Below are 12,608 nucleotides of genomic sequence, written 5' to 3' on the forward strand. Positions count from 1 at the left end.
CCACCGTCCCCGCCGCAGGCGACCGACCTGGCGAGGCGGCCGGACGATCAGCGCGTCGTCTGCTCCGGTTCTGCGTAGTCGCTCGTGCGCTCGCCCAACTCGATCATCCCGTCGCGCTCACGCACGGCCCAGGTGCCGAGACGGACGGCGCGGTCGGCGACGTCCTCGCCCGTCCGCACGTCGAAGGCCTGCTTGTACAGCGGCGACTGGATGACGTCGTACGTCTGACCGTCGAGAGTGCGCGTCCCGACGACGCCGCGGGCGATGACGTTCGCGAGGGCGTACGGGTCACGGTGGCCGACGGCGAACACCTCGTCGTTCGCGAGGCGCACGAGGGCGACCTGCGCGCCGTCCGGCGTGAGTGCCGCAACGGCCCGCTCCGGTGTCAGCCGGTCGACGGCGCACAGCGGGGTCCACGAGGTACCGGCCTCGCTAGGTGTGGGGGTTGTCATCCCTGGCCTCCTTGTGCAGCGCCTGCGCCGACGGGGATGCGCTCGCCTGCGATCCGGACGGGACGTCGGTTGGAGTCGATGAGTTCGAGGGTGGCGTCGGCCTTCTCGGCCGGGGTCGCCGGGCGGGGCTGGTCACGTTCCACGACGTAGAGCAGATCGGGGTCGACGTTCGTGTCGTCGTTGACGAAGGCCGTGAACCGGGCGAGCTTCTCAGGGTCCTCCAGGACGTCGCGCCACTCGTCGGAGTAGGCGTTGACGTGACGTGCCATCATCGCGTCGAGGTCGGCGCAGATGCCCAGCGCGTCGTCCATGATCACCTCGCGCAGGTGCTCGGCGCCGCCCTCGAGCTCGGCGAGCCACGGCGCGGTGCGCTGCAGCAGCTCGGCTGTCGAGATGTAGAACATGAAGAACCTGTCGATGGTGCGGATCAGTTCTTCTTCGTCGAGGTCCTCAGCGAGCAACTGCGCGTGCACCGGCTTGAAGCCACCGTTACCCCCGACGTAGAGGTTCCACCCGTTCTCCGTCGCGATGATGCCGGCGTCCTTGCCGCGCGCCTCGGCGCACTCGCGCGCGCACCCGGAGACACCCATCTTGAGTTTGTGCGGGCTGCGCAGCCCCTTGTACCGGGTCTCGAGGTCGATCGCGAGACGGACGGAGTCGCGCACGCCGAAGCGGCACCAGGTCTGCCCGACGCACGACTTCACCGCACGCAAGCTCTTGCCGTATGCCTGGCCGCATTCGAAGCCCGCGTCGAGCAACTCGCGCCAGATGGCGGGGAGCTGGTCGATGCGGGCACCGAACATGTCGATGCGCTGGGCGCCGGTGATCTTCGTGTAGAGGCCGTACTTCTCGGCGATCTGCCCGATCGCGACGAGACCCGACGGCGTCACCTCACCACCCGGGATGCGCGGCACGACCGAGTACGTACCGTCCTTCTGCATGTTGGCGAGGACGTGATCGTTCGTGTCCTGCATCGTCGCCTGCTGACCGTCGAGCACGTGGCCGTTCTCGAGACTGGCGAGGATGTTGGCGATCGTCGGCTTGCACACGTCACAGCCACGCCCGGCGCCGAAACGCTCGATGACGTCGTCGAAGGACGTGAGCTTCGCGACCTTGATCGCGTTGAACAGCTGGCTTCGTGACAATGGCATGTGCTCGCACAACGACCTGTCGACCTCGATACCGGCCTTCGCCTGCTCGACCTCGACGAGCTTGATGACGAGCGGCAGGCATGATCCGCACGAGGTCCCTGCCTTGGTGCAGGTCTTGATGTCCGAGACCGTCGTGGCACCGTCCGCGAACGCCGCACGGATCTGGCCCGCACTCACGTTGTTGCACGAGCAGACGCCCGCGTCGTCGGGCAGTTCGAGGTTGATCTCGGCCTTCGCGCCGCGTTCGTCCTCGGGGATGACGAAGGCGCTCGGCGCTGCGAGGTCGTGGCCGACCATCGCCCGCAGGCTCGGGAACGCGCTCGCATCACCGACGAGCACTCCGCCGAGGAGGGTGTGTCCGTCATCGGCGACGACGAGCTTGCGGTACCAGCCGGTCATGGCATCCGAGTAGACGACCTCGCGCGCGCCGGGCGTCGCGGCGAACGCGTCGCCGAAGCTCGCGACGTCGACGCCCATGAGCTTGAGCTTCGTCGAGGAATCGGCGCCGTCGAAGTCCGGCGCTTCGCCGAGCAGATGCGCAGCGGCGATCTCGGCCATCGTGTACCCGGGTGCGACGAGGCCCCACACCTCCCCCTGGATGCACGCGACCTCACCGATCGCGTGGATGGCCGGGTCCGTCGTGGCGCAGTGGGTGTCGACGAGGACGCCGCCGCGAGGCCCGAGCTCGAGGCCCGCGGCACGCGCGAGTTCGTCGCGAGGACGGATGCCCGTGGCGAAGACGACGACGTCCACGTCGTCCCGCTCGCCACTCGCGTAGTCCATCGAGGCGACGCGACCGTCGTCGCCCGCGTTGATGCGTGCCGTGGCGGTCGAGGTGCGCACGTGCACGCCGGTGCCTTCGATGATGCGCTTGAGATCCTCGCCGCCTCCCGCGTCGACCTGCATGGGCATGAGGCGGTCAGCGAACTCGACGACCGTCGTATCCGCTCCCATCGCCTGCAGCGCGCCACCGGCCTCGAGGCCGAGCAGACCACCTCCGATGACGGCGCCGCGCACCTGCCGCTCGGGGTGGCGTCCGGCCGTGTCCGAGACGTAGCGCCGAAGCGCCTCGACATCGTCGAGGGTGCGGTAGACGAAACAACCCGTGACGTCGCGCCCCTCGATGGGCGGCACTGCGGCGTGCGAGCCCGTTGCCAGGATGAGGGCGTCGTAGGAGATGTGCTCGCCGCCCTCCGTCTCGACGGCTCGCGCGTCTCGGTCGATGCCGGTGACGAGCGTGCCCGTGCGCAACGTCACCCGTTCGTCGTCCCAGACACTCTCGTCGAGCAGCAGATCTGACGCGGTGGAGCCCGAGAAGAAGCTCGTCAGATGCACCCGGTCGTACGGCGCGAACGGCTCGTCACCGATGACCGTTAGCGAGACGCGGCGCGCGTCGTCCTTCGCGAGGAGCGTCTCGGCGAACTTGTGGGCCACCATCCCCGCGCCGATGACGACGACGTGGGTGGGTCTGTCTTGGCGCATGCTTCCTCCGGAACGGGTCGTGTCATCCCACCGTACGAGCGCACCGGGACGTCGGCGAAGGGGCCATGGTCCCGATTCACCGGGTGTTCACCTGCAGCGGTGTCCAGCTCCGTGGCGACGGGCGCGCACCCCTGAGGCACAGACGAACGAGCCGCCACCGGTGACGGTGACGGCTCGTTCGCGCACAGCCAAGAGGCGCGGCGTGACAGACGCTCAGGCGAGGCCGAGATCTTCCATCGAGAAGGCGCTGACGTAGGTGAGGCCCTCGGCCTCGATCTTCTCCTGCGCACCGGTGGCACGGTCGGCGATGGTCGCGACGCCGACGACCTCGGCGCCCTCCTCACGGCACGCGGCGACGGCTTCCAACGGCGAGGCACCCGTCGTCGTCGTGTCCTCGACGACGAGCACGCGACGACCCTTGATCGAGGGGCCCTCGATGCGCTGCTGCAGGCCGTGCGCCTTGCCGGCCTTGCGGACGACGAACGCGTCGACCTGCTCCCCCGCAGCAGCCGCAGCGTGCAGCATCGACGTCGCGACGGGGTCAGCACCAAGCGTCAGACCGCCGACGGCGACGTAGTCGAAGTCCCTCGTCAGATCGCGCATGACGCGTCCGACGAGCGGCGCAGCCTCGCCGGAGAGAGAGATGCGACGCAGATCGACGTAGTAGTCGGCCTCCTTGCCGCTGCTCAACGTCACCTTGCCGTGCACGATGGCGTTGTCCTTGATGAGTTGCAGCAGGCGGGCGCGGTCTTCGGCGATGTTCGTCATGCCGTCCATTCTATTTGGCGGGGGTTCCTCAGTCGCGCGGCCGATGACGGTTGCTCAAAGCGCCCGCGCGCACGATGGAGCGCGGCACGTGGCGCAGCAACTGCGTCGCGACCTTGTACTGCTTCCCCGGCACCGAGATGACGCGGCCGGCGTCGACGTCGGCGAGGCAGTCGCGCACGAGGCGGTCGGCGTCGAGCCAGAGTCGCTTGCCGATGGCCGAGGTCTTGTCGACGTCGATGTCGGCGCTCGCGTGGAAGTCGGTGTGGGTGAAACCTGGGCACAGCGCGGTCACCGTGACGCCCGTGCCCGCGAGCTGGCCGGCGAGCGACTCGCTGAACACGGTGACATACGACTTCGCCGCCGAGTAGGTGCCGCTCGCCATGAACCCCGCGACCGACGAGACGTTGATGATCGCGCCCCGCCCCCGCTCACGCATCGCGCGGCCTGCGGCGTGGCTGAGCACGACGACGGCCTTGACCATGACGTCAACGGAGGCGATCTCCTTCTCGACGTCGGTGTCGAGGAACGCCGTCTTGAGCCCGAAGCCGGCGTTGTTGACGAGCACCTCGATGGGGTCACTCGCCTGCGCGACACGCTCGGCGACGCGCTTGAGATCGTCAGCGTTGGCGAGGTCGGCCGCGAGGACCTCGGCGTGCACGCGGTAGCGCTTCTCGAGGTGTGCCTTGAGCTCCTCGAGCCGGTCGGCGCGCCGCGCGACGAGGACGACGTTGTCGCCGCGCGCCGCCAGCTGCTCGCAGAACTCCTTGCCGATGCCGGCGCTCGCGCCGGTGACCAGTGCCCATTTCGTCATGCTCACCACTGTGCCACTCGTCGCCGACAACCGCAGGATCCCGCTGTTTTCGAGGGTTGTCGCAGGGCCCGTCTAGGGTTGAGGCATGCGAATCGCCACGTGGAACGTCAACTCCATCCGCACCCGCGTCGACCGCGTCATCGCCTTCCTCGAACGTGGTGACGTCGACGTGCTCGCCATGCAGGAGACGAAGTGCAAGGACGAGCAGTTCCCCATGGCCCGCTTCGAGGAAGCCGGGTACGAGGTCGCCCATCACGGGCTGAACCAGTGGAACGGTGTCGCGATCGCCTCGCGCGTCGGCCTCGAGGACGTGCAGATCGGCTTCGAGGACATGCCCGGCTTCGGCGACCCCATCGCGGCGGAGGCCCGCGCCATCGCCGCCACGTGCGACGGGGTGCGCATGTGGTCGCTCTACGTGCCGAACGGTCGCGAGATCGGCCACCCGCACTACGAGTACAAGCTCGACTGGCTCGCCGCGCTGCGCGCCGACGGCGAGAAGTGGCTCACCGAGAACCCCGAGGCGCAGATCGCGCTGACGGGTGACTGGAACATCGCGCCGAGAGACGAAGACGTCTGGGATCCGGCGTTCTTCGAGGGCAAGACGCACGTGACGCAACCCGAGCGTGACGCGTTCCAGGCGATGATCGACACAGGCTACGCCGACGTGGTGCGCCCGCACACGAACGAGCCGCGCACCTACACGTACTGGGATTACACGCAGCTGCGTTTCCCCAAGAAGCAGGGCATGCGCATCGACTTCGCCCTGTGCTCCCCCGCCCTCGCCGGGCGCGTCCAGGGCGCCGTCATCGACCGCGACGAGCGCAAGGGCAAGGGTGCGAGCGACCACGCGCCCGTCATCGTGCAGCTCGACTGACAACGTCTTGACTGACGAGTCGGCTGGCAGCGTGACGGCGCACGGTGCGATCAGCCGAGCCCAGCTGCGTCAGTCCGTGTCGTTCGAGTCAGTCCTGCGTGACGCAACCGGCACTGACTGACGCAGTGGCGGCGCGAGCAGCGCCATCACGCGCCGTCGGCTGTGTCGGTGCGCGATGGCGGCGGTCGGCCCCGTTAGGTTGGTGCGGTGAGCACTGTGGCAGAGGTGGACGTCGTCGTCGTCGGCACCGGTTTCTCCGGGATCGGCATGGCCGTGGCGCTGCAGGACGCCGGCCGCAGCTTCGTCATCCTCGAGAAGGCCGACGAGATCGGTGGCACGTGGCGTGACAACCGTTATCCCGGTGTTGCCTGCGATGTGCCGAGCCACCTGTACTCGTTCAGCTTCGAGCTCAACCCGTACTGGTCGCACACCTATTCGCGCGGTGACGTCATCCAGGACTATCTGCTCGCCGTCGTCGAGAAGTACGAGCTGCGCGAGCACATCCGCTTCGACACGGCGCTGCACGCCGCCGACTTCGACGAGTCGAGCGGCGTGTGGACGATCGCGACGCACTCCTCGGACGGTTCGACGCACACCGTCACCGCCCGCGCACTCGTGCTCGGCGTCGGTGCGCTGCACCTGCCGCACATCCCCCTCATCGACGGGCTGCACACGTTCGCCGGCGAACTCATCCACACCGCAGCCTGGCCTCGCGACAGTTCGATGTTCGGCCGCCGCGTCGGCATCATCGGCACGGGCGCCTCGGCTGTGCAGTGCATCCCGGCGCTCGCCGAGGACGCCGAGCACCTCACCGTCTTCCAGCGCAGCGCACCGTGGATCATGCCGCAGCGCAACAGCGAGTACTCCGACGCGACGATCGACCGCTTCCGGCGTCACCCCGCGCTCATGCGGGCCCATCGGGCTGCACTGCGCCGACGCAACGACCTGCCTGCCGTCGCGTTCGACAGCCAGCCGCGGCTGCTCGAACTCGCCTCCCGCGAGGCCCGACGGCACCTGGCCAACCAGATCAAGGATCCGCAGCTGCGCGAGAAGCTGACCCCCACCTACACGATGGGGTGCAAGCGCGTCCTGCTGTCCGACACGTACTACCCTGCCCTCGCGCGCGCCGACGTCGACGTCGTGACCGACGACGTCGTGGGCGTGACGCCCGACGGCGTCGTCACCGCCGACGGAACCCTGCACGAGGTTGACGCCCTCGTGCTGGCCACCGGCTTCGACCCCCGCGGCTCGTACGCCCACCTCGACATCACCGGGCGTGACGGCCGCTCGTTCGCCGAGGAATGGCAGAACGGTGTCGAGTCCTATCTCGGCGTGACGATGGCCGACTTCCCCAACCTCTTCATGCTGCTGGGGCCCAACACGGGCCTGGGGCACACGAGCGTCGTGCTCATGATCGAAGCGCAGATCGCCCACGTCATGACGCTGCTCGACGAACGCGATCGCCGAGGCGCCCACGCCGTCGAGGTGCGCCCCGAACTCGTGCCCGCCTTCACGCGTGAGATGCGCGAACGCAGCGGTCGCTCGGTGTGGACGCAGGGCGGCTGCACCTCCTGGTACCTCGATGACGACGGCGAGAACCGCACCCTGTGGCCCGGCGGGGTCGGCGAATACGAACGGCGCCTCACCGAGCCGTCGGCCGTCGACTTCCTCTTCACCTGAGCACACCGGCGAGCCGGCCGGAGTCGTTCGCCTTACCTGCGCTCCCGCGCCTTGTCATGCGCGAACGAGAGCCCGGCTACCGTCGCCCGATGCCGGCGAGTTGCGCCTGACGATGGCGCTCCCGATGAGTCATCCGCGCGAGGACGAGTTGCTCAGGCGTCCGACGGTTCTTGGCCTGCTGGAACGAGACGGCGTAGATGAGCGGGCCCACGACGGGCAGGACGCCGACGAGCAGGGCCCAGCGGTACATGGCGTCCTCGGTGTCGGCGACGAGGCTCGGCCACTTCTTGAGGCTGCGGGTCGCCACGATGGCACCGGTGAGCCACAGCGCCGGGGCGACGACGAAGAGCAGGACGGCGACGACGACGAACCAGTGGATGAACGTCGCGAGCGCTTCCGCGTTGGGGTCGTCCGCGACCGCGAGCACACCGTGAGTTGCGAAGATAGTCATGCGTCGACGGTAGGCATGTCACGGGGTGTGCCGTCGGCGCCGGCCGCAAACCCTGTGGACGAGGGTGCAGGACGGCCGCGGAAGGCCGCGCAGCCGTCATCGTCCACAGCCGTCGGCGCCCCTGCGTCACCCCACGGGGTTGCCGGGGCGCCCCCGGCGCGGCTCAGCCAACCACGTCGCCGGGTTCGATCTGCTCCCCCGGCTTCACGACACCGCGCACGGTGGCACCCGCGCCGATGACGGCGATGTCCGCGTCCCGCGCCTTGGTGGCCGCGGGGGCTGCCCCCACGCGCGCATCCCGGCGCACCGCGACGTCGACGTCGACGATTGCGGTGCGCACCTCGGCACCCTTCTCGATGACCGTGCCGTCGAGCACCACCGCATCCTCGACGACGGCCCCCGCGCGCACGATCACGCCGGGCCCGAGCACCGAGCGGCGCACGGTGCCGGCGATGTCGCACCCCGGCGACACGTAGGACGCGTCGACGACAGCCCCTTCGCGCACGCGCGCCGCGCACTTGTTCGTCGCGAGGGTGCGCATCGGCCACGCCTCGTCGTCGAAGATCGGCACGTCACCACGCACGAGGTCGCGGTGGGCGCGCAGATAGGTCTCGGGCCGGCCCATGTCCATCCAGTACCCCTCGAGGGCATGGGTGCGCACGCGCCCCCGCGCGACAAGCGTCGGGATGAGGTGTTCGGCGAAGTCGCCGAGACCGGTGACGTCCTCGTCGTCGGCTTCAGGGCGCGTCGCCTTCTCGGCTTCGTCGAGGGCGTCAAGCAGCGCCGCCGTGCGGTAGACGAAGACCTCCGCGGAGATCGTTCCGTGGGCCGGGTCCTCGGGCTTCTCGTCGATGCGGGTTACCTTGCCGGTGGCGTCGCTCGTCACGACAGCCTTGTTCGACGCCTCCGTCACGGGCACCTCGGTGGTGACGATGGTGAGGTCGGCGCCCTTGGCGAGGTGAGCGGCGACGACGTCCCGCAGGTCGAGCGTGAACACCTGATCGGCGCTCAGCACGACGGTCACGTCAGCGTTCTCGTCGGCGATCTGATGACGGATGCGGTACAGGTCGTCCGCGTTGCCGGTGGCGAACCCACCCGTGCGCGCGGCGTCGATCTCCTCGGGCACGATGCGGCGGAAACCGCCGTCGTTGCGGTCCAGATCCCAGGGGCGTCCGTGCTGCAGGTGCTTGTCGAGCGTGCCCGCGCGGTACTGCACGGAAACCCAGACGCTGGAGATACCCGAGTTGACGAGGTTCGACATGGCGATGTCGACGAGCTGGTGCGTGCCGCCGAACGGCAGCGCCGGTTTCGCGCGGTGCGTGGTGAGCACACCCATCCGTGAGCCCTTACCTCCGGCCTGGACGATGGCGAGCACGCGCGGAGCGTCGGTCAGGGGCATGTGAGCGGCCATGCCGCCATCCTGCCAAGGCGACCTCCCCGCGTCGAGCCGGCGTCGCATCCTGTGTTCATGACCGCCCCGCCGCACACCCCGCACCGGGCACCTCGCGTCTCACGCGGGAAACTCATGCCTCCCGTCGTGGGGCGTCAGCGCTCAGCGCCTCGAGGGTGCCGGTGCCGTCATCAGCCGCGCCGGTGAAGCCGAGCTGACGCCATGCCTCATACGCTACGACGGCGACCGCGTTGCCGAGGTTGAGGCTGCGGTTGTCGGGGCGCATGGGGATGCGCAGTTGCTCGTCAGCGCCGAACGTCGCAAGGAGATCGCCAGGCAATCCTGTTGCCTCGCAACCGAAGACGAGGACGTCGTCGTCACGGTAGTCGACGGCGTCATACCGTCGCCGGGCACGCGACGTCAGCGCGAGCCACCGCCCGGGGCAAGCGGCGCGGGCCGCGTCGACGTCCGCGTGCACGTGGACGTCGGCCAACTCGTGGTAGTCGAGCCCGCCCCGGCGCAGCAGGCGGGCGTCCATCGAGAAACCGAGCGGTTCGACGAGGTGCAGGCTCGCGCCGACGTTCGCGGCGAGGCGGATGATGTTGCCGGTGTTGGGCGCGATCTGCGGCGCGACGAGGACGATCTGCACGCCCGCGAACCTACCAGCGTCACTTCATGTACTGCGGCGCCTCTTCGCGCAGGTCGATCTTGCGGATCTTGCCCGTCACCGTCATCGGGAACTCCTCCATGACGCGCACGTAGCGCGGCACCTTGTAGTGCGCGAGCTTGCCGTCGCAGTAGGCGCGCAGCGATTCGACCGTCAGCGGCTCCGCGCCGTCGACCATGCGGACGCACGCCATGAGTTCCTCGCCGTACTTCTCGTCGGGCACGCCGATGACCTGCGCGTCGACGATGTCGGGGTGGTTGTAGAGGAACTCCTCGATCTCTCGCGGGTAGATGTTCTCGCCGCCGCGGATGACCATGTCCTTGATGCGCCCCGTGATCGCGACGTACCCGTCGTCGTCCATGGCGGCGATGTCGCCTGTGTGCATCCAGCCGCCGACGATGGCTTCGGCGCTCTTGTCATCCTGGTTCCAATAGCCGAGCATGACCGAGTACCCCTTGGTGCACAGCTCACCCGGCTCGCCGCGCTTGACGGGCTCGTACGTGACGGGGTCGACGACCATGACCTCGAGGTGCGGGCCGACGCGCCCGACCGTCTGCGTGCGCTGCTCGACGGTGTCGTTCTTGCGCGTCTGCAGCGACACGGGCGAGGTCTCCGTCATGCCGTAACAGATCGAGACCTCCTCCATGTGCATGCGCTCCATGACCTGACGCATGGTGTGCTCGGGGCAGGGCGAGCCGGCCATGATGCCGGTGCGCAGGCTCGTCAGGTCGTAGCGGTCGAAGTCGGGCAGCGCGAGTTCGGCGATGAACATGGTCGGCACGCCGTAGAGGCTCGTACACCGTTCGTCGACGGCGGTCTGCAGGGTGACGGCGGCGTCGAAGCCGGGCGCGGGGATGACCATCGTCGCGCCGTGCGAGGTGCAGGCGAGGTTGCCCATGACCATGCCGAAGCAGTGGTAGAACGGCACGGGGATGCAGACGCGGTCTTCGGCTGTGTACGAACAGAGTTCGCCGACGAAGAAGCCGTTGTTGAGGATGTTGCGGTGACTCAGCGTCGCGCCCTTGGGGAAGCCGGTCGTGCCGCTCGTGTACTGGATGTTGATGGCGTCGGTGTTCCTTCAGCGACTTCTGGACGGCGGCGAGGCGCTCGCGTCCGCCGTCAGCGGCGAGAGCCTTCGCGCCCGCGTCGGCGAGGTCGCTCCACGACGTCTCGCCGATGAGGACGACGCGCGCGAGGTCGGGGCACTCGCCGCGCACCTGCTCGATCATGCGCGCGTAGTTGCTCGTCTTGAACTTCGGGGCGGCGATCAGTGTCGTGATGCCGGCCTGGCCCAGCACGTACTTGAGTTCGTGGCTGCGGTAGGCGGGGTTGATGTTGACGAGGATGGCGCCGATCTTGGCCGTCGCGTACTGGGTGAGCGTCCACTCGGGGCAGTTGGGCGCCCAGATGCCGACGCGGTCGCCCGTCGCGACGTCGGCGTCGAGCAGGGCCAGGGCAAGTGCGTCGACGTCGTGGAGGAACTGCGTGTACGTCCAGCGACGGCCGCTCACCACGTCGACGAGCGCCTCACGATCGGGATGTGCAGCGACGGTCGCGTCGAGGTTGTCGCCGATCGTCTGCTCGATCAGAGGCGATTCGGGCGCCCCACGCGTGTGGCTGAGCGTCGGGTCGAGGTCGTTCTCGAGGGTGTCGGTGGCGGACATCGGCTCTCCTCCGGTCGCGTCATCCGTGACTCGCATCACAGGATTTTAGTGAACCACATCACACCGTCTCGGTTAATGGTTCTTAACTGAATTTCTCGACGGGCGGAACGACCCGGCTTCACCCAGCAGGGCGCAGCGCCGCGAGCGCCATCGCGCGCAGGACGGCTCGGGTGCGTTCGCGGTGAGCTTCGACCGCGGTCTTCGTCCTGCCGGTCGAGTGCGGCGTCGAGTTGAGCGCGCCGAAGCCGGCGTGGGCCTTGATGCGGGCCTCGTCGTCGCTGAGAGAGGGGTCGACGTCGCGCAGCACACCGACCCAGATCTCGACATATTGGCGCTGCAGCTGCCGCACGTCGCGACGAGCGGCTGCGTCGAGGCTTGCGAGATCGCGGCCCTGCACGCGGATGAGCGCCGGCTTGGTCAGGGAGAAGTCGATGTGGAAGTCGACGAGGTTCTCGAGCGCCTCGTCAGCCGTGGCGGCGTCAGCGACGACGCGCGAACCGTTCTCGAGGAGATACCGGCTGATGCCGACGAGCAGTTCGGCGAGCACCGCTTCCTTGTTCGCGAAGTGGCGGTAGACGGCGGGGCCGCTGATGCCGACCGCGCTGCCCAGGTCTTCGAGACGCACCCCCGCGAGCCCACGCTCGGCGATGAGGCCCGCAGCGGCATCGAGGATCTGCTGACGCCGGGCAGCCTTGCTGCGCTCCCGGGCCGTCAGCTCCGCGCCTGCCGCGACGTCGAGCGCCATGCGAACCCCCGTGGGCGAGAGACAGATACCAACGATTGAGTTAATCACAATGAACTGAGTGTGGTTGACCTCGACGGACTCCTCATGGCGCACCAACGCAGGCAGTCACCCAAAGAAGTCACCTCGCGAACCCCCGCGAAAGATACGAAACCCTCCATCTTGGCCGCATGCGCAATCTGAAGATTTGCTCCGTGGCGGCTGCCCTCGCCCTGTGCGGCTGTTCGTCAGAGGTCAAGAACACGAACGACGCCCCTGGCAGCAACACCCCCGCCTCGTCGGCCTCGTCAGCCGCCGGGGAAGGCACGACACCTCAGACATCCAGCTCAGCGACCTCTACGTCATCTGACGAAGTCAACAGCAAGACCAAGCCCTTCGGATCCACGTTCACGTGGGACGACGGCGTCGCGATCACCATCTCGGCTCTTCACGAATGAGGGTGTAGCGCGGGTCTGAACCCTCCGGCTTCGAGCAGC

11 protein-coding genes and 1 pseudogene are annotated in these 12,608 nt (G+C 68.4%); 3 read left to right on the plus strand and 9 right to left on the minus strand.

Annotation, left to right across the window (positions count from 1 at the left end; all coding sequences use genetic code 11):
- Positions 1-47: 47 nt before the first annotated feature.
- The 4 genes from AX669_RS10610 to AX669_RS10625 form a co-directional block, all read right to left on the minus strand.
- Positions 48-452: a nitrite reductase (NAD(P)H) small subunit gene (locus AX669_RS10610; RefSeq protein WP_006946104.1), complete on the minus strand. Its 405-nt coding sequence runs from the start codon at positions 450-452 to the stop codon at positions 48-50.
- Positions 449-3,085 (minus strand): nitrite reductase large subunit NirB, encoded by a 2,637-nt coding sequence (gene nirB, locus AX669_RS10615; RefSeq protein WP_062258348.1) that lies wholly within the window; start codon positions 3,083-3,085, stop codon positions 449-451. The genes AX669_RS10610 and nirB overlap by 4 nt, the downstream gene beginning before the upstream one ends.
- A 213-nt stretch (positions 3,086-3,298) precedes the next feature.
- Entirely contained in the window at positions 3,299-3,853 is a 555-nt protein-coding gene (pyrE, locus tag AX669_RS10620; protein ID WP_062258358.1) for an orotate phosphoribosyltransferase, read from the minus strand.
- A gap of 28 nt (positions 3,854-3,881) precedes the next feature.
- The gene (locus AX669_RS10625) at positions 3,882-4,664 is read right to left on the minus strand and encodes an SDR family oxidoreductase (RefSeq protein WP_040014821.1); all 783 of its coding nucleotides are present in this window, start codon (positions 4,662-4,664) and stop codon (positions 3,882-3,884) included.
- Positions 4,665-4,749: 85 nt separating this feature from the next.
- Between AX669_RS10625 and AX669_RS10630 the strand changes: the two genes are divergently transcribed.
- Together AX669_RS10630 and AX669_RS10635 are read left to right on the plus strand one after the other, a co-directional pair.
- Entirely contained in the window at positions 4,750-5,538 is a 789-nt protein-coding gene (locus AX669_RS10630; RefSeq protein ID WP_006946080.1) for an exodeoxyribonuclease III, read from the plus strand.
- 207 nt (positions 5,539-5,745) lie between these two features.
- Positions 5,746-7,218, plus strand: coding sequence for an NAD(P)/FAD-dependent oxidoreductase (locus tag AX669_RS10635; protein ID WP_006946121.1), 1,473 nt, complete (start codon positions 5,746-5,748; stop codon positions 7,216-7,218).
- A gap of 76 nt (positions 7,219-7,294) precedes the next feature.
- On the opposite strand, the gene AX669_RS10640 is transcribed toward AX669_RS10635, so the two are convergent.
- The 5 genes and pseudogenes from AX669_RS10640 to AX669_RS10660 all read right to left on the minus strand — a co-directional run bounded on the left by AX669_RS10640 (position 7,295) and on the right by AX669_RS10660 (position 12,135).
- Entirely contained in the window at positions 7,295-7,669 is a 375-nt protein-coding gene (locus AX669_RS10640) for a hypothetical protein (protein ID WP_131940591.1), read from the minus strand.
- Between the two features lie 163 nt (positions 7,670-7,832).
- The gene (locus tag AX669_RS10645; RefSeq protein WP_062258350.1) at positions 7,833-9,080 is read right to left on the minus strand and encodes a glucose-1-phosphate adenylyltransferase family protein; all 1,248 of its coding nucleotides are present in this window, start codon (positions 9,078-9,080) and stop codon (positions 7,833-7,835) included.
- A gap of 112 nt (positions 9,081-9,192) precedes the next feature.
- The gene (locus AX669_RS10650) at positions 9,193-9,708 is read right to left on the minus strand and encodes a tRNA (cytidine(34)-2'-O)-methyltransferase (RefSeq protein ID WP_062258352.1); all 516 of its coding nucleotides are present in this window, start codon (positions 9,706-9,708) and stop codon (positions 9,193-9,195) included.
- 19 nt (positions 9,709-9,727) lie between these two features.
- Positions 9,728-11,390: pseudogene (locus AX669_RS10655) on the minus strand (AMP-binding protein).
- Between the two features lie 118 nt (positions 11,391-11,508).
- Positions 11,509-12,135 carry a TetR/AcrR family transcriptional regulator gene (locus AX669_RS10660; protein WP_006946248.1) on the minus strand — a complete coding sequence of 209 codons (627 nt, stop codon included), beginning with the start codon at positions 12,133-12,135 and terminating at the stop codon, positions 11,509-11,511.
- Between the two features lie 167 nt (positions 12,136-12,302).
- Here AX669_RS10660 and AX669_RS10665 point away from each other — a divergent pair, with 167 nt between their 5' ends.
- Positions 12,303-12,569, plus strand: a complete 267-nt coding sequence (locus tag AX669_RS10665) for a hypothetical protein (RefSeq protein ID WP_062258355.1) — start codon at positions 12,303-12,305, stop codon at positions 12,567-12,569.
- Positions 12,570-12,608: the final 39 nt, after the last annotated feature.

The organism is Dermacoccus sp. CCH2-D9 (assembly GCF_001556795.1).
Classification (GTDB): Bacteria; Actinomycetota; Actinomycetes; order Actinomycetales; family Dermatophilaceae; genus Dermacoccus; species Dermacoccus nishinomiyaensis.